The 24,132-nt window shown below is 42.5% G+C and carries 16 protein-coding genes; 6 read left to right on the top strand and 10 right to left on the bottom strand.

Going from position 1 to position 24,132, the window contains the following annotated elements; genetic code table 11:
• Positions 1 to 28: 28 nt before the first annotated feature.
• Positions 29 to 1,015, bottom strand: coding sequence for a glycoside hydrolase family 43 protein (locus WAE59_RS01965; protein ID WP_337854242.1), 987 nt, complete (start codon positions 1,013 to 1,015; stop codon positions 29 to 31).
• Positions 1,016 to 1,112: 97 nt separating this feature from the next.
• Positions 1,113 to 1,967: an energy transducer TonB gene (locus WAE59_RS01960; protein WP_337854241.1), complete on the bottom strand. Its 855-nt coding sequence runs from the start codon at positions 1,965 to 1,967 to the stop codon at positions 1,113 to 1,115.
• A gap of 489 nt (positions 1,968 to 2,456) precedes the next feature.
• Here WAE59_RS01960 and WAE59_RS01955 point away from each other — a divergent pair, with 489 nt between their 5' ends.
• Both WAE59_RS01955 and WAE59_RS01950 read left to right on the top strand, forming a co-directional pair.
• Positions 2,457 to 4,643 (top strand): glutamine synthetase III family protein, encoded by a 2,187-nt coding sequence (locus WAE59_RS01955; RefSeq protein WP_337854240.1) that lies wholly within the window; start codon positions 2,457 to 2,459, stop codon positions 4,641 to 4,643.
• A gap of 87 nt (positions 4,644 to 4,730) precedes the next feature.
• Positions 4,731 to 5,915, top strand: a complete 1,185-nt coding sequence (locus tag WAE59_RS01950; protein ID WP_337854239.1) for an AIR synthase related protein — start codon at positions 4,731 to 4,733, stop codon at positions 5,913 to 5,915.
• A 2-nt stretch (positions 5,916 to 5,917) separates the two neighbouring features.
• On the opposite strand, the gene WAE59_RS01945 is transcribed toward WAE59_RS01950, so the two are convergent.
• The 8 genes from WAE59_RS01945 to WAE59_RS01910 all read right to left on the bottom strand — a co-directional run bounded on the left by WAE59_RS01945 (position 5,918) and on the right by WAE59_RS01910 (position 19,949).
• A complete protein-coding gene (locus WAE59_RS01945) occupies positions 5,918 to 6,616 on the bottom strand; it encodes an SGNH/GDSL hydrolase family protein (RefSeq protein WP_337854238.1) in 699 nt (232 codons plus the stop codon).
• Between the two features lie 35 nt (positions 6,617 to 6,651).
• Positions 6,652 to 7,890 carry an L-fucose:H+ symporter permease gene (fucP, locus tag WAE59_RS01940; protein ID WP_337854237.1) on the bottom strand — a complete coding sequence of 413 codons (1,239 nt, stop codon included), beginning with the start codon at positions 7,888 to 7,890 and terminating at the stop codon, positions 6,652 to 6,654.
• 23 nt (positions 7,891 to 7,913) lie between these two features.
• Positions 7,914 to 9,212 (bottom strand): glycoside hydrolase family 71/99-like protein, encoded by a 1,299-nt coding sequence (locus WAE59_RS01935; RefSeq protein ID WP_337854236.1) that lies wholly within the window; start codon positions 9,210 to 9,212, stop codon positions 7,914 to 7,916.
• Positions 9,212 to 11,422: a GH92 family glycosyl hydrolase gene (locus tag WAE59_RS01930; RefSeq protein WP_337854235.1), complete on the bottom strand. Its 2,211-nt coding sequence runs from the start codon at positions 11,420 to 11,422 to the stop codon at positions 9,212 to 9,214. Before WAE59_RS01930 ends, WAE59_RS01935 begins: the two co-directional genes overlap by 1 nt.
• Before the next feature lie 159 nt (positions 11,423 to 11,581).
• On the bottom strand, positions 11,582 to 13,735 hold the full coding sequence (locus tag WAE59_RS01925; protein WP_337854234.1) for a S46 family peptidase: 2,154 nt from the start codon (positions 13,733 to 13,735) through the stop codon (positions 11,582 to 11,584).
• Positions 13,736 to 13,770: 35 nt separating this feature from the next.
• Positions 13,771 to 16,119 (bottom strand): glycoside hydrolase family 95 protein, encoded by a 2,349-nt coding sequence (locus WAE59_RS01920; RefSeq protein WP_337854233.1) that lies wholly within the window; start codon positions 16,117 to 16,119, stop codon positions 13,771 to 13,773.
• Between the two features lie 262 nt (positions 16,120 to 16,381).
• The gene (locus WAE59_RS01915; protein WP_337854232.1) at positions 16,382 to 16,579 is read right to left on the bottom strand and encodes a hypothetical protein; all 198 of its coding nucleotides are present in this window, start codon (positions 16,577 to 16,579) and stop codon (positions 16,382 to 16,384) included.
• A 190-nt stretch (positions 16,580 to 16,769) separates the two neighbouring features.
• Positions 16,770 to 19,949: a TonB-dependent receptor gene (locus tag WAE59_RS01910; RefSeq protein ID WP_337854231.1), complete on the bottom strand. Its 3,180-nt coding sequence runs from the start codon at positions 19,947 to 19,949 to the stop codon at positions 16,770 to 16,772.
• Between the two features lie 340 nt (positions 19,950 to 20,289).
• On the opposite strand from WAE59_RS01910, the gene lpdA reads away from it, so the two are divergent.
• The 4 genes from lpdA (at position 20,290) to WAE59_RS01890 (ending at position 24,126) form a co-directional block, all read left to right on the top strand.
• A complete protein-coding gene (gene lpdA / locus WAE59_RS01905; protein ID WP_337854230.1) occupies positions 20,290 to 21,678 on the top strand; it encodes a dihydrolipoyl dehydrogenase in 1,389 nt (462 codons plus the stop codon).
• A 73-nt stretch (positions 21,679 to 21,751) separates the two neighbouring features.
• Positions 21,752 to 22,591: an MBL fold metallo-hydrolase gene (locus WAE59_RS01900; RefSeq protein WP_337854229.1), complete on the top strand. Its 840-nt coding sequence runs from the start codon at positions 21,752 to 21,754 to the stop codon at positions 22,589 to 22,591.
• Positions 22,592 to 22,914: 323 nt separating this feature from the next.
• Positions 22,915 to 23,775, top strand: coding sequence for a sigma-70 family RNA polymerase sigma factor (locus WAE59_RS01895; protein WP_008242129.1), 861 nt, complete (start codon positions 22,915 to 22,917; stop codon positions 23,773 to 23,775).
• A 99-nt stretch (positions 23,776 to 23,874) separates the two neighbouring features.
• A complete protein-coding gene (locus WAE59_RS01890; RefSeq protein WP_337854228.1) occupies positions 23,875 to 24,126 on the top strand; it encodes a hypothetical protein in 252 nt (83 codons plus the stop codon).
• Positions 24,127 to 24,132: the final 6 nt, after the last annotated feature.

Genomic DNA, 24,132 nt, shown 5'->3' with positions numbered 1-24,132 from the left:
GAACGGTATTTTTTAATTAACGAATTTGTTAATTTTTTACCGGGATTCCAAAATTGGGGCTGCCATCTGCATTCCAGCTAAACCGTTGTGCCCTGGGCGATCGTTTACCCCCGCATCCCTGTCCGGGAGCTGAATTGGCATGGTATAAGATCCAGTCTTCTTTTCCATCCGGGGATTTAAAGAAAGAATTGTGCCCCGGTGCATAGACCCCGTTCTCCACAGACTGTTTAAAAACCGGATTTGGTGATTTGGTCCAACTGGACACCTTCATTGGATCTGCACTGGCATCTGCCGTCAGCATTCCCAATGCATAAAAATCTGTCCAGCAACCACTGGCAGAGTAAATGACAAACATCTTCTTTCCTCTGGCCAGGAACTGAGGACCCTCATTCACATTGACATGTGGTGGGTTGCTGTTCTTACCAAGATCTCCATGTTTTTCCCAGTCGTAATCAGATCCTGAAATTTTCATCCTATCGCCGACAATAGTCCAGGGATTCTTCATCCTGGCGATGTATATGTTCTGCTGTCCGTTCTGATCTCCTTCCCAGCCAGACCACATCATATAGAGCTTTCCTTTGTGTTCAAACACATCTCCGTCTATGGCCCATTTATCGGAAGCATCACCCACCTGACCTTTCAAGGTCCAATCGCCTTTCATCGGATCCAGCGAAGCATTCTCCAGCACATACATGCGGTGGTCTTTACCTGCCTCCGTGCGGCCGGCAAAATACATGTACCATTTGCCTTCCAGAAAGCTGATCTCCGGTGCCCAGATGGAATGCATCTGATGCGGTCTGGCCAGCCAGATGGTCTTTTTCTCTGCATTCTTTAGCTCAAACAGGCTTTTTGTTTTCCAGATCACCAGCTTATCGCCAGTGGTATGGGTATAATAATAAAAACCGTCTTTAAAAGTACTGTAAGGATCTGCGCCAGAAGGTAAAAGTGGATTTTGTTGAGCAGCTGCATTAAAAAACAGCAGCGCGCATAAAGCAAAGAGGAAAAGTCGTTTCATGGCCACAAGTTTACAAAAAAAGGGCTGTAAAATAAATTACAACCCTTAACCCTCATCCATCTATCCATTCGATACAGAGAGCGTACGAATATTTTATTTAAGGAGCGATGTTAAATGAAAGCGGCATATTATACCTCACCCTTACGCTTTGTGAATTTTGTCGGCCAGGTTTCCATTTTGGTGATTTTTTGATCACCCTCATGGCTTCTTCATCGCAGCCGCCCCCGATTCCGCGGACTACTTTGACATCCGTTACTGAACCATCTTTCTCGATTACAAAGCTCACGAATACCTTACCTTGTATACCTGTCTCCTGCGCCATTTCAGGATACCTGAGGTTTCTTCTCAGGAATTTCTCCCAACCTTTCATTCCTCCCTCAAACTCCGGATAGATCTCTACCCCTCCTTCATAAATGGTATTGTCAGGCGCGGTTCCTTCAGCACCGTTCGGACTACCTCCTGTGCTGCCATTACCATCGCCTGTGGCGGGTACAGAAGCAATATTGGTCTCCAATCCATCCTGGGTAAGCGGGCCAATGGCAGCATTTTTCACCTGCTCGATTGTCGGAGGATCTATAGGGGCCAATTGATCATCCACTACAATAGGTCTGGAAGGTAGAGCCACTGTTTTAATTTTCTTACTTACCGGCTCTGCTTTCGGCAGTTCTATCTTTTCCTCTCTGGGTTTCTGCAATTCCTTTGGTGGAGCGAGCTGAGCCAGGTCAAGAGTAACCGTTCTGTCGGCCGGGGCGTCTGCAACCGGATGAAGTCGCTTATAGATCATCGGACCGGCAAACAAAAGGATAAAGACAGGACCCGCAATCAACAATGCCCTGGTCGTAGTCCCGGCCGATTCAGCACGCAAGGCATAAGCACCATAATTCTTGTTCCGGTTTTTGAAGACAAGATCGAGCCACTCGGACTTGTACAAATTTGATGAGACGTTCAGCATAGCTTTAAGTATTAGTTTAATCAGATGATGAAGATGACATCCAGTTTCCATACACAAAAGCAAAATTTATTTTTTGCCTTACAACTGAACAACAATGGACATATTCACAAAAAAATCATTTTCAAACAAATTATATTTTGAATATTTTTAAAAAAATGATGTTTTTCTAAAATATGGCATATGAAATCCTAAGTTGATCGAAGGAGCTTTTAATAATTTACAGGCGCATAAAAAAAACTGATATATTTTTTAATATTCTCAATTTAACAGCCCTTAAAGCGTCGTTATTTGCTGTTCTCATAAAAAAAATGAAATAAGCCTTTGCCGTTGATTTGCAGAAATTTTAAAAGATTGTCAGTATTCTGTCTTTCATACAACTAAAATTCTCAAAATTTCTTTGATTAATTATCGACATTTGTATTTTTACAAACAATTGGAGGGAAAAAATTAAATAAATATCCTATTTTTGATAAAATTTTAAACAAATAAATGAAAAGCTTAAGGACAATTGCATTAAAAGAGGCGCAAACAAGAATTTCACCAGAGGTAAAGTCTCCTTCGACTAAAATTTCTGAGTTTTTTGGCGTTAACGTTTTTGATAAGAGAAAAATGAAAGATTTCTTATCAAAAGAGGTTTATGAGAAACTGGTATCTGCCATTGATTCAGGTGATCTGATCAATCAGGAAGATGCCAACCATATTGCTACGGCTATGAAAAGCTGGGCTATGGGAAAAGGTGCTACACACTACACGCACTGGTTTCAACCTTTAACCGGAACGACTGCTGAAAAGCACGATTCATTCTTTGAGCCTAGCAGCGACGGTGCAATTGAGAAATTTGCCGGAAGTGCTTTAGTTCAGCAAGAACCTGATGCTTCAAGTTTCCCTAACGGTGGTATCCGCAACACTTTTGAAGCACGTGGTTACACTGCATGGGACCCTTCTTCTCCTGCTTTCATTATGGAAAGCAAAGCTGGTAAAACACTTTGTATCCCTACTGTTTTCGTTTCTTATACTGGTGAGGCACTGGATTACAAAGCTCCTTTGCTGAAAGCATTGGCTGCTATGGATAAAGCTGCTGTTGATGTTTGTCAGTTCTTCGACAAAAGCATCACTAAAGTTAATGCTTCTTTGGGTATTGAGCAGGAGTATTTCCTGGTTGACCTTGCCTTATACAATGCACGTCCTGACTTGGCTTTAACCGGCCGTACTTTATTTGGACATATGTCTGCTAAAGGACAGCAATTGGAAGACCACTATTTCGGATCTATCCCTGAGCGTGTATTCACTTTCATGGTAGACTTTGAAAACGAAGCTTTGAAATTGGGTATTCCCTTGAAAACCCGTCATAATGAGGTTGCTCCTTCTCAATTTGAGTGCGCACCTATTTATGAAGAAATCAACCTTGCAATTGACCACAACCAATTGTTGATGGACTTAATGGAGAAAGTTGCTTTGAGACACAAATTCAAAGTGCTTTTACATGAAAAACCATATGCTGGCATCAACGGTTCAGGTAAACACAATAACTGGTCACTGATTACGGATACTGGCAAAAACCTGTTGTCTCCAGGAAAAACACCTAAAAACAACCTGATGTTCTTAACCTTCTTTGTGAATACCATCAAAGCGGTTCATGAGCATGCAGATTTGTTGAGAGCATCTATCGCTTCTGTAAGCAACGATCACCGTTTAGGTGCAAACGAGGCTCCTCCTGCGATCATTTCTATCTTCCTGGGTTCACAACTGGCTGAGGTATTGGATGAGATCGAATCATCAAGAAGCATCATCAAGAAAGTTAAAAACGAAGATTCACTGTGGTTAGGTATCCCTAAAATCCCTCAGATCCTTTTAGACAATACTGACCGTAACCGTACCTCTCCTTTTGCCTTCACTGGTAATAAATTTGAGTTGAGAGCGGTAGGTTCTTCTGCCAACTCTTCTGCACCTATGACTGTATTGAATACCATCGTAGCAGACCAGTTGTCTAAATTCAAAATTGAAGTGGATAAAATGATCAAAAAAGGCGAGAAAAAAGATGTTGCCTTGCTTACAGTGATCAAAAAATACATTAAAGAATCTAAAGATATCCGTTTCGAAGGAAATGGTTATAGCGATGAGTGGGCTGCAGAAGCTGAAAAACGCGGTCTGTCTAACATCAAAACTACTCCGGTAGCCCTTGATGCTTACGTAAGCGAAAAATCTACCGAGCTGTTCACTAAGCTGAACATCTTCAACGAGCGCGAATTACATGCACGTCACGAGATTCTTTTAGAAAGCTATTACAAAAAACTACAGATCGAAGCAAGGGTAATGGGTGAAGTAACCAACAGCATGATCATTCCTGCGGCAATTGCTTACCAAAACTCTTTGATCGAAAATGCAAAAGGCCTGAAAGAACTTGGTTTAGGTGAAGCTGCTTTGGCAACGCCATTGGCCATCATCAACAAAGTTTCAGAGCATTTGAACGTAGTAAAAACCAGCATTGATGCGATGCTTGAGCAACGTAAAGTAGTCAACGGACTGGAAGATACACGTGAGAAAGCCATTGCTTATGACGAGAAAGTAAAATCATACTTCGATGAAATCCGTTACCACACGGATAAATTAGAACAAATTGTAGATGACAGCGTATGGCCTCTACCTAAGTTCAGAGAGTTGTTGTTTTTGAAATAACCTAAACAACTCATACTAACCAATTTTTTTTAGTTTTATAACCCCTGCTTTAACTAGTAGGGGTTATTTTTTTATCTTTGCAGCAACATGAGTGATAACAGGTATAACCAGCGCGGCGTTTCTGCCTCGAAAGAAGATGTGCACCAGGCCATCAAGAACATAGATAAAGGTATTTTTCCACAGGCTTTCTGTAAAATCATCCCTGATATCCTGGGAAATGATGAGGCTTTCTGCAACATCATGCATGCAGATGGCGCGGGCACCAAATCTTCCTTGGCTTATGTTTACTGGAAAGAAACCGGCGACATTTCCGTCTGGAGAGGTATTGCACAGGATGCCATCATCATGAATATTGATGACCTGATCTGTGTAGGTGCCACTGACAACATCCTGTTGTCCTCCACTATCGGAAGGAACAAAAACCTGATCCCCGGAGAAGTTATTGCTGCGATCATCAACGGTACAGAAGAGATTCTGGCTGAATTGCGCGAACAAGGCATTTCCATCTATTCCACTGGTGGCGAGACTGCAGATGTGGGCGACCTGGTACGCACGATTATTGTAGATTCGACCGTAACCTGCCGCATCGAACGCGAAAAAATCATCAGCAATGACCAAATACAGCCTGGCGATGTCATCGTAGGCTTATCTTCATCCGGTCAGGCCACTTATGAATCAGAATACAACGGTGGAATGGGATCGAATGGGCTCACCTCAGCACGTCATGATGTATTTGATAAATCTGTTGCCGATGCCTTTCCTGAAAGCTATGACCCTTCAGTACCTTTTGACCTGGTTTTTTCAGGTGGCAAGAAACTGACTGATCCTGTTCAAATTGACGATGCAGGAACTACTGTAACAGCAGGCAAGCTGGTATTGTCACCAACACGCACCTATGCACCTGTGATCAAAAAAGTATTGGAAGGCTATCGCTCGCAAATTCATGGCATCGTACACTGCAGCGGCGGTGCACAAACTAAGGTCCTGCATTTCGTGAACGACAATGTCCACATCATCAAAGACAATTTATTTCCGATCCCTCCGCTTTTTAAACTGATCCAGGAACAATCCGGAACAGACTGGAAAGAAATGTACAAAGTATTTAATATGGGTCACCGTATGGAGCTCTATGTGCCTGGGGAAATCGCTGCTGACATCATTGCAATCGCAAAAAGCTTCAACATTGACGCTCAGATTATCGGCAAGGTTGAAGCTTTTGGTCAGAAACAGGTAACGATCCTGACGGAGAACGGCGAATTTGTATATAACTAAGCTTATTTGAGCTTTTGTTTCAAGGCTTTTGCGATAGCCTGTTCTACCAATGGTTCCATGATGGCATATCCTTCTTTATTGGGGTGTATGCCGTCTTTAGCCAGGCGCTCAGGTAATCCATTTCTTTCATCCTTCATGGCAGAAAAATAGTCTACATAGGTCAACTTATGTTCTTCTGCGTAGGCTTTAATCCATTTGTTCAGTTCGATCACCTTATTCGCGGGCTCCAAACCCTTTCTCCAGGGAAAATCGAAAGCTGGAAGGACAGAGGAAAGGACTACTCTAATCTTATTTGCCCGTGCGATTTCGGCCATAGCGGCAATGTTGTCCTCAATCATTTCCAGCGTTGAAGGACCGGTATTACCGGCGATGTCATTAATTCCGCAGAGCATCACTACCACTTTTGGCTTCAGGGCAACTACATCCTGGTGGAAACGAATCAGCATCTGGGGTGTGGTCTGACCGCCGATCCCGCGGCAAATGTATGGATGTTCAGAAAAGAATTCTGGATGGGTGCGTTTCCAGCCTTCAGTAATTGAGTTGCCCATAAAAACTACACGGTTTTCATTGGCTGCAGGAGCGGTTAATTTCGCATTCTCTTCCTGATACCTTTTTAGATTAGCCCAGTCTTGCGCCTTCAAAAACTGCGAAGGCAAGATCAGTGCGCTTAAAATCAATAAATTTTTGATTGTTGAATTCATGTTTATTTGCTTGTTTATTATAGTAAAGATAAAGACTAATGTTTGACTTTATAGAACCTGAAAGCGAATAGAAAAATAATCAGGTAACAAACAATTGGCGTATAATATGCGTGTGCTGTACCATATTGATCTGCGATGAAGCCCATCAGAAATGGAAAGAAAGCACCGCCCACAACCCCCATAGAAATGAAAGACGAAGCCTGCTGTGTATGTGCTCCAAGGTTTTTAAGTCCGAGACTGAATATCGTAGGAAACATGATACTGAAGAAGAAATTGATCATCAGGAGGGCAACAAAAGATACCATTCCAAATCCCTGTGCCACAATAACACACATCAGGATATTGCCGATAGCAAAAGCAGCAAGGAGTTTGTTGGCTGCTACAAAGCGCATGAGAAAGGTACCAATGATACGTCCGGCGAGCATCATTCCCATGAAAAAGAATCCCATGTAATAGGAAGCTTTGGAATCACTAAGTCCAATAATCTCATGTGAATAATTGATGAAGAATGCCCAGGTGCCTGCCTGTGCGGCTACATTAAAGAACTGTGCAATAGCTGCCCAAACAAAATGTTTATGTTCAAAGAGGCCTTTACCCGGTACAGTGTCAATATTTGCAGCTTCGGAATCAGGCGCTACCGCATGTGGATCCGTTAAGGCAGGGACTTTAACAAACGAGAAAGAAATAGCTACGATCAAGATAACCGCGCCAATAACAGTATATAAGGTTTTCACGGAGCCGAGATCTGTGCTGCCCTCTACATTGTTGCTCAATAAAAAATATCCTCCAATCACCGGACCTATCATAGCACCTACCGCATTAAAAGTCTGCGCAAAATTAATTCTAAGGTCGCTGGTACGCTGATCTCCCAGTGACGCGACAAAGGGATGCGCCACGGTTTCTAAGGTAGACAAACCGCAGCCAACGATGAACAGAGCTATTGCGAAAAATGCGAATGAGGAAATGTTTGCTGCAGGGACAAATAGAAATGCACCTAAGGCAAACAACGAAAGGCCTAACAGCACTCCTTTTTGATAGCCAAATCGCTTCATAAATAGTCCGGCCGGAATACCCATTACTGCATATGCGCCAAATACCGCGAACTGTACGAATGCGGACTGCGTTTTAGAAAGACTCATGGTGTGTTGAAAATGCTTATTCAATACATCTGCCATGGTGATGGCAATTCCCCAGAACATAAAGAGGGAAGTGACAAAAATGATGGTGACCAGGAATTTCTTCTCGGTAAAGGGAACTTTAATATTATCGTTCATATAATTTGGTTTTTGGTTTATTGTTATTTGTATTTTATTGCAGGAGTTGTCAGTTGTAAAGGAATTTTCTTTTTGAGCATCTTTCCTGCCAGTCCCGTAAGGTATAGGTAATGGTCAGTGGGGATATCGGGTTCAAACGTCACGAATTTACTTGCGCCTATGGGTGGATTTTTAGAAATTTTAAAAATTGCAGTTCCCTCATCTATTTCATCAAACATGGCTACATACAGCATTTCTGCACCGTTGCTAATGGCAGTACTGAGTTGCTTCCAAAAGAAATCACCCCTGTTCCTTGAAATTTGGTCGAAGGGCGATCCGGGATTCATGTTGTGCCAGCTAAAGCCCGGGAAAACCACAGCCACATAATCTACCCGATTTGCCCGGCACCATTCCAGATCCTTACGCTGAACTTCAGCGTACCTATTGTAATCCCTTTCAGTGCTGTAGCGACCGACGGTCCAGGGATGTACAATATCGACCTTCCTGATCAAGTCATGTAAAGCCAGATCCTTTTCCGTATCGGCACCGAATTCACGCCAATAAGTTGGGAGCCTCAGCATCACTGAACAACCGCCATAAACCGGGTCATTTTTTAGAAAATCGACCATTTTGCCTACATCTTTTAAGGTATATTTCCTGTTGTCATTAAATCCAACTCCCCAAAGTACGACTAGAGGTTTACCGTTATGATACAGATAACTCTGGTCATTTCCCCGGCTGGTGATGTGCATGCTATCTACGAGATCCTTCCAGTCCTGAATAAGTACGGGTACATCCACGCTGTCCCGGCATCCGGAGAGGTCATACATGACCGAGATGGCGCGGCCATATTTGCGTGATGCTGTCAAGGCACTTCTCAACACCTGATTGAAATGGTTGCGGCCGGAACTTCCCCTGATTTCTCCAACGAAACGCTGCATGAAAACTCCATCTATACCATATTCCTTCATCCAGCGAAAATGTACATCTACAGTAGAGGCATCATAAGCGCTCTGGAGGTACGCCGGACTTCCATCAGCAAGTATAAATGGGCTTTTATATAATTTAGGATATTCGCTGGTTTCCGGCCAGAGATCGATATTCGTACTGCCGGGTTCAAATTTACCTTTAGATTGATAGTGATACCAACCCCTACCTGCCCCGTCTTCCGGAGTATTGTGCCATCCCTGATAACCAGCCATGACCAGGCTCTTATAAGAAGGGAATTTAGAGCCTTTAGCATGCTTTCGCTGTGCCGACGCAGTAATGTAAAGTACCAGGACTGCTGAAACCAGCAGTAGCATTTTTTTGGCCCCGCCAGTCCTGATGTTTATTGTGCTCATTATTTAGAAATTCCCCAGCTTTTATTCGGCTTAGGTCCCATTTCTAATTCCAACTTACCTCCTGCCATCAACTGTTCATGCGTGAACCATGGGGTATCGATCAATTTGCCATTGAACTTTGCACTTTGGATGTATTTGTTCTGGGCAGATGACTTAGCTGCCAACACCTGAAACTGCTTTCCATTTTGAAGATTGACTGTGACATTTTCAAAAATGGGACTACCTATGGTATATACTGGCAAACCAGGAGTAACCGGGTAAAAACCCATCGAAGAGAAGACTACGAAAGCCGACATTCCTCCACCATCCTCATCACCAGGAATTCCAAAGACATTATCCTTGAACCAGGTGTCCAACAGGAAACGAATGCGCTTTTGAGTCTTCCAGGGCGACTTACTGAAGTTATATAGGTAAGGGATATGAAAACTAGGCTCATTACCCATAGAGAACTGCCCGGTGATACCTGTGAAATCAGGAAACTTGGCCCAAAGTTCATATTTACTCCGGCCAAGCGGCTCGCGGTACAATTGATCTAGTTTGTTCTCAAAGTTCTGTACACCGCCAAATAAACCGATCAGACCTTTCACATCGTGCTGTACCTGCCACATATAAGTCCAGCCATTGTTTTCATCATAATAATCGCGACCGCCCATACCACCGTCAAACTTGGGATCGATCTTGATCCAGTTACCTTCTTTATCTTTAGGCATGAAGAGCTGAAGGTTGTTGTCCCACAAGTTTTTGTAGTTATTTCCCCTGGTATTGAACCTGGTATAATCTTCCGTTTTATTCAACTCTTTTGCAAATTGGCCCAATGCCCAGTCGTCATAACTGTGCCCTAGCGTAATGGCCACCGCCTGGCGTTTTTCAAATCCGTGCACAGCTTTCACAGTCTCCTGTTCACCTGGCTTTAGCGCAGGAAAAAATCCCTTTTCATAGTAAAAATCTTCCAATTCAGTTTTCGGACCGTTCTTCCATGGGAGCATAGTAGCTTGAGTTGCATTTTTCAACATGCCTTCATAAGCCACATTCAGGTCGTAATTACGGATGCCTTTTCGGTAGCCATCGAGAAAAGTCACCGTTGAATGGAATCCATTCATACAGGGGTTATCTCCATACAGCAAAGGGAAGGTAGGTACCCAACCACTCTGCTGATACATGAGTACGTAGGAATTCAACATATCTCCTTCCTGTGCCGGATCCAGAATGGTACGCAGGGGATGATGAGCCAGGTAGCTATCCCAAACCCAGTCATCAACGTAAAAAGGACGCGTGGTTTTATGCACCTGCTTATCGTAGCCGCTATAGTACTGCCCGTCTTCGGTGATGTCAACCATTCGTTCATAGCAACGGTAAAGCGCAGTATAAAAAGAACGCTTTTGTGCTTCTGTACCGCCAACAGCCTGAATCTGGTTGATTACTTTAGACCAGGCCGATTCACCAAGCTTGACTTGTTGTTCAAAAGTTGTCGCCTTCAGTTCATTACTGAAATTCTTTTTTGCCTGCTCAGCACTGATAAAAGACAAAGCATACTTGAGTTCCAGGGTCTTTATATTTTTATCAGCAAAGCTCAACAGCAACTTTTTCCCATTTTGCTCCGCCGTAGCAGGTGCATTCAACATACCATAGAAGTATACTTTTACGCCCGACCAGGTTTCTATGCCACCAACTTCTTTAGGAGAAATAAGTTTCAGTTCCCCTTCACCACCATTATAGCGGTCAAATATAAGTGCCTTACTACTGTTCTGCGGAAACTCAAACCTGAAGATTCCAGCTTTTTTCCCCGGAGTGAATTGCACTGTGATGTCCTGGTCGACCAGGTAAGTCGAATAATACCAGGGGCGGTTGATCTCCAGGTCATGGTCATAGGTCAGCCGCTTGCTATCACCAGCCGACAGTGCCGGCTTTACTGCAAATGCCTGCCCGTTACGGTGTGACACCACTGTGAGCGGAAAACTGGAAATCTGATCGTCCATATAATCCCCTCTTTGAGGCGTCATTCTGATCACTTGATTGGGCAACTGGATTGTCGGCCTTGTAGGTTCCAGAATTGCCCCGACATTGCCAATGCGGGGATCTACATATTTGAGGTTACCCTCTCCGTAATTTTGCTGTTGCGCCAGAACAGTTGTACTAGTCAGCAACAACACCGCGGAACAAGCGATCTTGAAGCCTGAACTGAATGTTCTATTGAGAATAAAAGACATCATTTGGTTATCGTTAAAGTAATTCTATTTGTGTGTGTGTATGGTTAAAGATATAAAAACTATTATTAAAAAAAGGCCATTTTTAGTTTACTAAACCCTTATAGCAAAAAACCGCCTTGCTTTTACGCAAGGCGGTCCCAAGACATTCAGTGAAGAAAAAAATTATTTCTTAGCGCTGGCTTTCTTTGCCACCGGAGCATCTTTACGGATGTCCAATTCCGCGATCAGGTTCTTTGCGCCACCTAGCACATCGATGCACCACAAGACATAGCGTACATCCACGCAGATCGTGCGTTTGAACTTTTTATCAAATGCAATGTCACCACTCATCGCCTCCCAGTTGCCATCGAATGCCAGACCGATCAACTCACCGTTGCCATTGATCACAGGAGAACCGGAGTTACCGCCTGTGATGTCATTGTTAGTGATGAAACCTACAGTCAGGGTTCCATCCTTACCATACTGGCCAAAGTTTTTCTTATTGTAATTTTCGATCAGGTTGGCAGGCAGGTCAAATTCATCATCGCCAGGCACATATTTCTGCATAATGCCGTCAATGGTTGTAGTTGTCTTGTAGACAATACCATCCTTTGGTGAGTAATCCTGAACATTACCATAAGTAAGCCTCATGGTCGAATTGGCGTCTGGATACATCATTTTTCCTGTATTCTTTTCCAGAACAGCTTTGAGGTATAGGTGATCCAGTTCCGCCTTTTTAGTTTCGAAATCTGCCACTGCCGAACCAAAATTGGTACGGATATAATCAGCGGGGATCAGGTTAACTGCATATTTGTACGCCGGATCCGATTTAATGGCATCCGCAGAAGGATTCCCGGCCAAAAATGCCTTCAATTGCTCGGGCTTGATCAGCTTGCTGTTTTCCCAAAGGTAATCTGTATACTTTTGAAAAGTGCTTTCGGGATTTCCCGTCCAGTATTTCTCTGCGATCTCCGCATAGAATTTAGGCTGGGATTTCACCGGGACATCCTGATAAAAGGAAGCAAGGATCTGTGCAAAAATCTTCTTATCGGCTGTTTCATTGTAAGTGGACTCATAACTTGCTATTGCTTGATCTATTGCGGCTTTATCCGAAGACCTGGCAATGGTAAGTACCGTAGGTACAAATGCCGAGGCCATAAATCCTTCATTGATGTAAGTACGTTGAATGGCAATGGGATCGTAGTTTTTATAAATCTGGTCATATTGCTCCATTAAACCTGCAAACTCCGTTTTTTGAGTTGCCCAATCGCTGAAAGTTTTTTCCTCATTACGCTTGTTTTCTGAGACCTTTAATCGTTTCAACTGCTCCGTTTGTCCGATAAAGTATTTCCAGTAATTGGCGATCTGCGCATATTTAGAAGACAATTTCAAACGTGTATCTACACTCTTATCCATTTCCGCTTTCCAGGCCTTCAGTCGGATGTCCCTCAATTTTACAATAGTAGGGCTTACTTTCTCTGTAGCCAAATCTACCCCATAAGAAGTCAGATATCGATCTGTACGGCCAGGATAACCATATACGATAGAGAAGTCGCCATTCTTCACCCCTTTAATAGAAACAGGAAGAAATTTTTTGGGTTTGTAAGGCACGTTATCCACCGTGTATTTAGCAGGGGCATTATTTTTTGAAGCGTAAACCCTGAATACAGAGAAATCCCCGGTCTGTCTTGGCCACTCCCAATTGTCGGTATCACCGCCAAACTTACCTATATTCTGAGGTGGCGCACCCACCAGGCGTACATCATCAAAACGCTCGTAAACGAAAAGGATGAATTGATTGGATTTGTAGAAATCTTTTACATTGGCCTCAATGGTGGGACCACTAACTGCAGCTTTTGAGATTGCCTCAAATGCCTGCAGCATTTTAGCTTCCTTCTCTGCACCTTTCAATCCCTGGGTTGCTGCATTTACTTTCGCAGTTACATCTTCCATTCTCGACAAAAAGCGTACAAACAAGCCATTGATCGGCTTTTCCTCTCCATAGCTTTTGGCGTAAAAACCATTGTCCAGGATATTGTTCTGAGCGGTTGAATTCGATGCAATCGCATCATAACCACAATGGTGGTTGGTAAAGATCAACCCTTTGTCGGAAACGATCTCGCCGGTACAAAATCCGCCAAAATGAACGATAGCATCCTTCATACTGGAACCATTGGCATTGTAAAGGTCTTTTGCAGTCAGCTTAAAGCCCTGTTTTTTCATTTGCTCATAGTTTTTACCTATCAGCATCGGGATCCACATCCCTTCATCTGCTTTTACTGTATTGCCGAAGGAAAGTACCATCGCGCAAAGCAGCAGATAAATTGTCTTTTTCATGATCGATTAATTAATTAGTTAGTGATGTGCCAAAGTTAAGGAATAACTTTGTACACCAGGCCAGCTTTGGTTTTAATCTGTCGCTTCTGCCCATTGATGGAAAGCTTCAGCATATTGCCCAATTTGGAGGTTATGCTGCAACTCTGGACCTTGCCTTCTGACCAGGTCATATCAACGACAAAACCGCCCCTGGCACAAAGCCCCTTTACCGAACCCCGGCTCCAGGCTGCAGGAATGGCCGGCAGCAACCTGAGGTAATCTTCATGAGACTGGATCAGCATTTCTGCAATGCCTGCAGTTCCGCCAAAATTGCCATCGATCTGGAATGGCGGATGGTTATCGAAAAGGTTATTGTGAGTCGATTTCTGCAACAGGGCCATCACATTCTCGTAGGCCTTCTCCCCATCTAGTAGCCGCGCATAAAAATTGATGATCCAAGCTCTGCTCCAGCCGGTATGCCCGCCCCCATTGGCCAGCCGGCGTTCGAGTGTTTTTTTCGCCGCAGCAAAAAGCTCAGGCTTAGCCGGAGTAATCAAATCGGTGGGATATAAAGCCAGCAGATGAGAGATGTGGCGATGCCCTGGTTCGGCCTCCTCATAGTCCTCTATCCACTCCTGGATTCCACCTGTCCTCGGACTGATTTTCAGCGGAGGCAGGCGTTTTAATGTACTGCGAAGTTCAGATACGAAGGCTTTGTCTGTTTTCAACAAGCCCGCCGATTGAATACAAGCATCATATAAAGCCATTATGGTTTCTACATCGATGGTCGGCGCATAGGTAATCTCCGTAGTTCCTCCTCCGGGAAGTTTAAACGCATTTTCGGGTGACATAGAGGGCGCGGTAACCAATTGCCCTTTTTTATCTGGTATCAAAAAACTCTGTACAAATTCTGCCGCTTCCCTGAGGATTGGGTAGCCCTTCTGCCTGAGAAAATCCAGATCACCTGTGAAGCGATAATGCTCCCACAGATGCAGTGATAACCAGGAAGCAGCTAAAGGCGAAGTGCCGTATTGAATTTCTGCATTGATCCCTGTTTTGCCAAAGATATCTGTCGCATGGTGCATGGTCCAGCCTTTAGCACCGTACATCCCTTGTGCTGTAGCTCTTCCCGGCACGCGGTAGGCATCGATAAAATTAAACAGAGATTCGTTGCTCTCTGAAAGATTGGTTACTTCAGAGGCCCAGTAATTCATCTGCAGGTTGATATTCGTATGGTAATCTGATTGCCATGGCGCATCATAAAGGTCGTTCCATACCCCCTGAAGATTGGCCGGAAGCACGCCCCTACCCATAGAACTGCTCATCAGCAGATATCGTCCATATTGAAAATAAAGTTCTACTAAATCTGGGTCAGCACCTCCCTTTTTCAGGGCATCCAGTCGCTTATCCGTAGGAATTGAAGACTGGTCTTCACCTCCAAGATCCAGGACCACACGGTTGAATATCGGCTGGTAAAAATCCAGTTGGGCATTTTTAAGTTGTTCATAAGATAGACTCGAAGCTTTCTGCAGAAGTTCTTCACACAACGCTTTAGGATCCTTGTTGCGATTTAAATCTAACTTGTTCAAATCATAATCGGAAGCTGAGGTAATCAGCAGGGTTACCGTACTGGCATTTTTCACAAGGATGGTATTGTTGATCGCCTGAATGCTTCCCCCCTCATGCTTCGCATTCATCAGTACATTAAAACGCATATTTACACCGCCTTCCCCATTTACTGCATCGTCAAGGTCAACGATCTGACCATTCATTAGCAAACGATGATCGCCTTGGGCAATCACGGAAGCATCTTTTTCTCTACTGAGGTTTACTTTGCATTGAATGGAATTAGGTTGATCTGCACTGATGCGAACCACGATACAATCGTTAGGTACTGAAGCGAAAACCTCCCGGATATAATTTACGCCTTTGATCTGGTATTGGGTACGTGTAATTCCCGTTTGAAGATCCAGTTCACGACTATACGTCGCTGCGCCTCCCTGATCTCCGGCATCAATGAAGACATCGGCCAGTGTCTGATAAGATCGGAAACGAGCAGGTTTTGCAAGCATGTATTTTGTACTGAGCTCATAGGCTTTTTTGTTTTCGCCGTCTAATAATAACTGCTGGATCTGTTTGAGGTTTGCTGCTGACTCAGGATTATCGACATCCATTTTCTTTCCTGCCCAGATGCTTTCTTCATTTAATTGAATACGTTCATTGGCTACCTTTCCAAACACCATTGCTCCCATTCGACCATTGCCCACAGGCAATGCATCTGTCCATACCGCAGCAGGTTGCTTATACCATAGGTTCAGTTTTTTGTCCTGCGCAATAGAAAATAGCCCGGACGACAGCAATAACAGAAAGAGTAGTGTATTCTTCATCAGCATATAGAAATTCATTTGGTTTTAAGGCTGGTTTCATTTTTTATTAAATTACGGAGATTCCTGGTTTCATCTATTCAGTTTCACTGACAAAACAATAAGTGATGTTAGCTATCCCAAGAAGAACAGTTAGAGACAAGGCCTTACATAAAACACACCTGGGACACATTTCCTTCACAAAAAGGTACCTTTTTGTGGCCTATTTGTGAACAAGGTGTGAAGAAAGTGTGAAGGAGTTATATAGTGTTTAGCCTGAGGTTGTGGAGCGATGAGCCAGAAATTAGTTGACTTTTGCGATGTTTCTCTCCTCAAGCAACTCCAAAAACTCTTTAAATTCCTCAAAACTGATCAACATATTGATCCTTTCGTTCTGATCGACATGTAAAGCTGCGTATTGTGCCCAGCCAGCGAATAATTTGGCCAGAAATTCGTTCATTTCTGCGAAGGTTTTCTCATTAAAGAGTTCTTTGGTTATCATCCCTGCGTTAAATTAAGATTACTAATTTCAAATCTAATAAAACTAGTTGAAGAAAACCAAGGAATTAAGCAATATATATTTGATAATCAACGATGTAGGTAATCTCAAAAAAATTATATAGAGATCAGGAAGCAAAAAAGCCTCATTCCATGATGGAATGAGGCTTTTTGGTATTTTTATAATATGGCGACTAGTTAAATAAATACCTAACACCAAATTGAGCTTGCCATCTTGATGCGAACGGGGCATCAGCATAAGCAACACCTGTTGCCGGCGCTCTGAATGTAAAACCACCTCCTGATGAAGCAGAATAATTGATTAAAGCATACGAAGTATTGTTGATGGTATATTGTCTTCCCCAGTCCTTATTGATCAGGTTACCAACATTGATTACATCAAGGGATAACTGGATTCTATTTTTAGTTCCTTTGAACAACACACCTAAATCTTGCATAATCCTGGCATCAAACTGATGCTCCCATGGCATCCTGGCACCATTTCTCTCCGCATATTGGCCCCTTCTACCTTTCAGATACTCATCATTGTTAATGTAGTTATCTAAAGCAGCCCATTGCTCTGCCGGAGTTATAGCAGCTATGGCTGGTGTAGTAGGTGTTGCCGCTACTGCAGGAATAGTGACCAGTTTAATCTCCGACGCACTTCTAGGGATATAAATCAAATCGTTACCAGTATTACCTGAAGATTGCGAGTTGTCACCATTCAAATCACCATTGTAGTAATAAGAGAAGGGAGTTCCTGATTTACCTACGTAGAACAATGAGAAGGTAGTTCCTGAAGTTTTGTTCTTACCATAGTTGATGCTATAGTTTAATGCACCAACAATTCTATGGCGCAAATCGTAGTTTGAATACGTTAAAGGAGGATTACCAGCATCTTGTACAATCATTGCACCACCAAATCCTGAACCAGCAGTACTGCTAAATCCTGAGTTGGAATCTTCAGATACACCGTAAGTATAAGCTATTGAAGTATATAAGCCCATGCCGAAAGATTTCTGCAATTGTGCGGTTAAGTTATACGCAGATCCTTTATTCGTATTTTCAATTAGGTAAACATTGGTGAAGTCTGTCCCGTTAACACGTCCTGCAGTGGTATTCACATATAAAGGCCGTAAATCTGCTCCACCTGACAAAGAAGGATTGATTGTAGCAACAGAAGGCTTTATATTCAGGTTCTTATAGTTGATGTTGTTGATGGTTTTTGTATATAAACCTTCTAGTGTAGCCTGAATTCCTGCTGGTAATTTGAAATCAACTGCGAAGTTACTTCTGATTACCTGAGGTAATTTGAAATTCCTATCGATGAGGTTAATCTCAGAAGTTGTTCCTGCTACACCACCTGCAGCCGACTGGTTGTTTACATCAGGAATAAAAGTTCCAGTACCGTCAGCGGCACTAACTGCTGACGTCAACAAACCGTTATTACTAAATTGATTCGAAATCCATACAAATGGGGCACGGCTGGACAAGATACCAGTACCACCTCTCAATTGAATAGAACGGTCTCCGGTTAAGTCCCAGTTGAAACTCAAACGAGGAGAAACCAAAATACGTTCCTGAGGAGTCATGTCTGTTCTGTAACCTGGGAACGAAGCAGCTACTTTAGGGTTAGCTAAAGGAGTGTCAAACAACAAAGGCACATCTGCTCTTAGGCCAGCGATTAATTTAAATCCTGGAAATGCATCAATCTCGTCCTGAAAGTAGAAACCTAGCTGCGCTGCAGAGAACTTTGCAGATGGTCTTGGATCTCCAGGAATTTTAGAAGTTGACGTATTTGCGGCGGGTTTTGTATTCGCTTCAAAATTTGCCAAACTACTCCAAGTATAAGCTCCCCGCATATTGTTGATAAAAAGGTTGCGGATCTTATAGAACTCATTGTGAGTACCGATTGTAAACGTATGTTTGTTTGCAACAATTTTGAAATTATCTGTAAACTCGAAAATATCCTGATCCAGTTCATTTGCTGTTGAAGAGGCCTCAGAACCAAATGTCGCAGTCCTGTTACCCGTCAATCCACTAATCCTAACTTGCGGGAATGGGGTACCCTCCGCGGCTCTTGCATCTCTGATTCTTGAATATCCTACAATTAGGTTATTGGAAAGTGTAGATGATATTGAGCTTCTCAATTCCATTACAGAATTGTTTTGAACATCATTGAAGCGATATAGGTTGCTTGAAAAAGAGAAAGCATTAGCCGCCCTTGTCAATTTATCATCATATGCATCAATATAATTATGACGTAAAGTCAGTTGGTTCTTTGAATTGATGTTCCAGTCTAAACGAGCAAAGATCTTAGTATTTCTAGTCTCTGTATCAAAAGCACCAGATCCACCAACATCATAACCATAGCGATCCCTAGCTACTTTAGCGATACGTTCAACTTCATCTAAAGTAATTGAATTTGCATCTCCGGCATTATTGACAGTCGGTTGAACAACACTTTGTCTCTCAGCGTTCACGAAAATAAATAATTTGTCTTTAACCAATGGAGCACCAAATCTAAAGCCGTAAGTAGAATTGTGGAACGGCAAAGCTTTTGTCTTTAAACCATCGACACTTTTACCCGTGATATTCTCATTTCTATTTAAAAAATAGGCCGATCCTTCAAAGATATTCGAACCAGAACGTGTTACTGCATTCACACCGCCACCCACTGCATTTGCATTGGTTACGTCGAATGGAGCAAGAACAACCTGAATCTCCTGAATTGCATCTAACGAAATTGGTTGCGTATTAGCCTGGCCACCTGGAGCGCCTGTACTTCCCAAACCAAAAGCGTCGTTATTTACAGCTCCGTCGATAGTAAGACCGTTGAAACGGTTGTTGATACCTCCGAAGTTGTTTCCGTTTGCCTGAGGAGTTAATCTCGTAAAATCCTGCAAAGAGCGTGATAAACTAGGTAATTTCTCTAACTGCTCTTTAGAGATATTTGTAGAAGCTCCTGTTTTTTTGCTACTGAAAGTCCCATCTCTTTTTCCAGAAACAACCACCTCATTGAGTTGGTTGCTACCGTCGTTAAGTTTGGCATTTAAAGCATAGGGCTCTCCTAATTTTAGGTAAACATCACTAACTTTTTCCGCTTGAAACCCTACATAGGTAATTTCAATGGTATAAGGACCACCCGGACGCATGTTGGTGATTGTATATCGACCAGTAGCATTTGTCGTAACATTATAAACAGTTCCGGTAGGAACGTGTACAGCCTTGATACTGGCACCCGGAAGTGGGGCTTTTTCATCGACTACTGTACCTGTAATTGTGGAAGTAGTCACTTGAGCTTGCAATTCAGACATGAAGCCTGCAAAAGCAAAAATCAAGACTACTAGCTTGGATAGTAAAGATTTCTTCATACTTTTTTTGATTTTTTGTTTTGTTTATGATAAAATATTTGGGTGTTAGCAAGTATTAACGGCAAAGGTAGATATTAATTTAACCAGCATACTGAATTTCATGTTAAATAATTATTAATAACGTCAGTTTTTTTCAACATTTAACACTTAAATTAAACAGACAACCAGCAGTTTACCAGCATTTTGTTTTAACTAGGATAAATCAACTAGTGTATAACACACACTATATCTCCAAATTATAATATAATTATGACAAGAGCAAAAATCTATAAAGGACTTATTAACCAACATTTTTTTTATTTTTGGCACTTGATCAATTAAAATTCCTTTAAATAAAGATATGAACTACGATGTAATTGTAATAGGCAGCGGTCCCGGTGGATATGTAGCCGCAATCAGAGCTTCTCAGTTAGGTTTGAAAACTGCAGTTGTGGAACGTGAATCATTGGGTGGAATATGCCTGAACTGGGGCTGTATCCCGACAAAGGCCCTCCTTAAAAGTGCGCAGGTTTTTGAATACATCAACCATGCAGCTGAATACGGCATCAAAACTGCTGAAGCTGAAGCTGATTTCGCTGCTGTGATCAAACGCAGCCGTGGCGTAGCCGATGGCATGAGCAAAGGTGTTCAGTTCCTAATGAAAAAAAACAAGATTGATGTGATCATGGGTACCGGCAAAGCCAAACCTGGAAACAAGGTAGAGGTGAAAGGTGCTGATGGCACTCAAAAAGAATATACGGCAACCAGCATTATCCTGGCGACCGGTGGCAGGTCAAGGGAATTGCCTAACCTGAAACAGGACGGCAAAAAAGTGATTGGCTACAGACAAGCGATGGTATTACCTGAGCAGCCTAAATCAATGGTTGTTGTAGGTTCAGGTGCGATCGGTGTAGAATTTGCTTATTTTTATGCAACATTAGGCACCAAAGTAACCGTGGTTGAGTTCATGGACAATGTAGTTCCTGTTGAGGACGAAGACGTGTCTAAACAATTATTGCGCAGCTTCAAGAAAGCGGGCATCGAAGTGATGACCTCTTCAAGTGTTGAATCTGTAGATACCAGCGGTAATGGCTGTAAAGTGCAGGTAAAAACTGCGTCTGGTATGCAAACTTTGGAATGCGACATCGTGCTTTCTGCTGCAGGCGTAGTAGCCAACATCGAAAACATCGGTCTGGAAGAAACAGGTATCAAAACTGAAAAAGGTAAGGTTGTTGTAGATGAATTCTATAATACTTCAGTAAAAGGTTATTATGCAATTGGCGATATCGTGGGTGGACAGGCATTGGCACACGTTGCTTCTGCTGAAGGTATCATCTGTGTAGAGAAAATTGCAGGTCACAAACCTGAACCACTGGATTATAACAATATCCCGGGATGTACTTACTGTTCACCGGAAATTGCTTCTGTAGGTTATACTGAAAAAGCTGCCAAAGCAGCTGGTTATGAGCTTAAAATTGGTAAATTCCCTTTCTCTGCATCTGGTAAAGCTAGTGCCGCAGGAGCTAAAGATGGTTTTGTAAAATTGATCTTTGATGCCAAATATGGCGAACTGCTGGGTGCACACATGATCGGTGCAAATGTTACTGAAATGATCGCGGAGATTGTTGTAGCCCGTAAACTCGAAACAACTGGTCACGAAATGATCAAATCTGTACATCCACACCCTACGATGAGTGAAGCTATCATGGAAGCCGCTGCTGATGCATATGGCGAAGTGATCCACTTATAGTCTTTATAGAATTTACAAAAAGGCCGCTCATGAGCGGCCTTTTTTATTTACTTTAATCCAGTAACTTTATCGCATGAATCTACACACCATAGATACCGGACTTTTTAAATTGGATGGGGGCGCTATGTTTGGCGTAGTACCCAAATCCATCTGGCAAAAAACCAATCCAGCTGATACCAATAACATGTGCACCTGGGCCATGCGCTGCCTCCTCATCGAAGATGGAGACAGGTTAATATTGATAGACAATGGCATCGGAAATAAACAAGACGCAAAGTTCTTGAGTCACTATCACCTCCATGGTGATGACACCTTAGATAAATCTTTGGCCGCGAATGGCTTTAGCAGAGATGACATTACCGATGTCTTCCTCACCCATTTACATTTTGACCATTGTGGTGGCTCTGTTGAGAGAATTGATGGCAAACTACGCCCGACATTCAAAAACGCTTTCTATTGGAGCAACGAAAAACACTGGAACTGGGCAGTAACCCCCAATGACCGGGAAAAAGCTTCATTTTTGACGGAAAATATCCTACCTATCCAGGAAAGCGGACAACTTCGCTTTATAGAAGACAAAGACGGAGTAGCTTTTCACGAAGGCATCAATATCCGCTTTGCATATGGGCATACGGACGCCATGATGCTGCCTCAAATTCAATACAAAGAAAGAACGCTGGTCTACATGGCAGACCTGTTGCCTTCAGTAGGTCACATTCCTTTGCCCTATGTGATGGCTTATGACATGTTTCCTTTACAAACCCTGAAAGAAAAGAAGTCGTTTTTAGAGGAAGCTGTAGCAGGTAATTACATACTCTACCTGGAACATGATTCCATTAATGAGTGCTGCACGCTGCATGCTACAGAGAAAGGTATCAGAGCACAAGACACTTTTGATTTAAGTTGTCTGTAAAATTGACCGCAGTGTTCAATTTTATTGACAAGGTAAAAAAACGCATGTACTGTTTTTTCGCTACAGAAATATTATTTCCATTTTTACGTCATTTATTTAGTATCAAAAATACACTTCAAGTCTCTGAACAATAAGCAATTGATCAACAGCCAACACTCCTGTCACCTACACTGACAAATGTGTTTTGGAATAATTTTTGCTGTGGAATTATGATATAAATAACAGGTGTAAAGTGTAACATTTTCAGCAATTTATGTTTAAAATTGCCGTTATATTCGTACTTTTGCACGTTCAAAACAAATAACGAGTACCAAAGCATATAGATGAGACAACTCAAAATCACGCAATCAATTACCAATCGCGAAAGTCAGTCCCTAGACAAGTATCTTCACGAAATTGGTAAAGTAGATTTAATAACAGCCGAAGAAGAAGTAATATTAGCAAGGAAGATACGCGAGGGAGATCAGGCCGCATTAGAACGTTTGACAAAAACAAACTTGCGTTTCGTAGTCTCAGTCGCTAAACAATACCAGAATCAGGGCTTGACCTTAGGGGACTTGATCAACGAAGGCAACCTGGGTCTTATCAAAGCGGCAAAACGCTTCGATGAGACTAAAGGTTTTAAGTTCATCTCTTATGCCGTTTGGTGGATTCGTCAATCTATACTTCAGGCAATTGCTGAACAAAGCCGTATTGTACGTTTGCCTTTGAATCAGGTGGGTTCTTTGAGTAAAATCAGTAAAGCATTCTCCAAACTGGAACAAGAATACGAACGTGAACCTTCTCCAGAAGAATTAGCCGATATCCTCGAAACGACCGTTGATAAGATTTCTGACACCTTAAGTAATTCCGGACGTCACGTATCTATGGATGCTCCTTTTGTTCAGGGTGAAGAAAACACATTGCTTGACGTATTGGAAAATCATGAACCCAATACAGACAGTAGCCTGATCAATGAATCACTATCAGAAGAAATTAAAAGGTCACTATCTACTTTAACAGAGCGTGAGCGCGAAATTATTGTCTTGTTCTTTGGATTGAGTACAAATCACCCGCTTTCTTTGGAAGAAATCGGTGAGAAATTTAACCTCACTCGTGAGCGTGTTCGTCAGATCAAAGACAAAGCCCTTCAACGTTTACGTCATACTTCAAGAAGTAAAATATTGAAATCATACTTAGGCTAATTTCGTAGCCACCTGTGTATCAGGAAAAATAATTAAAAAAGATTGGGCAAACACCCGATCTTTTTTATTTTTGTGACACCCTAACCAAATATTTCCGAAATGCTAAACAAGTACCAATCTGAGTTTCAAAACTGGATTGAAAAAGAAAAAAAAGCAATTGAACTCATTAATGTCGTAGGCCAGCTCTGGTTCGACAGATCCATAGAACTCGTACTTTTCCGAAAACCCTTATTTGATGTCGGTAGTAGCGAAATCCTCACAAATCATCAATATGCCAAAGAAATCAGTGGTAAAGACATCAGCATTTACCAAACCCTCGAACTCGCGGAGACTATTGTAAAAGCAACCTAGCCCCCT

Source organism: Pedobacter sp. GR22-6 (genome assembly GCF_037402555.1).
Taxonomy (GTDB): Bacteria; Bacteroidota; Bacteroidia; order Sphingobacteriales; family Sphingobacteriaceae; genus Pedobacter.
The sequence above is the reverse complement of the archived record's forward strand: the minus strand, read 5'-3'. Positions and strand labels throughout refer to the sequence as shown.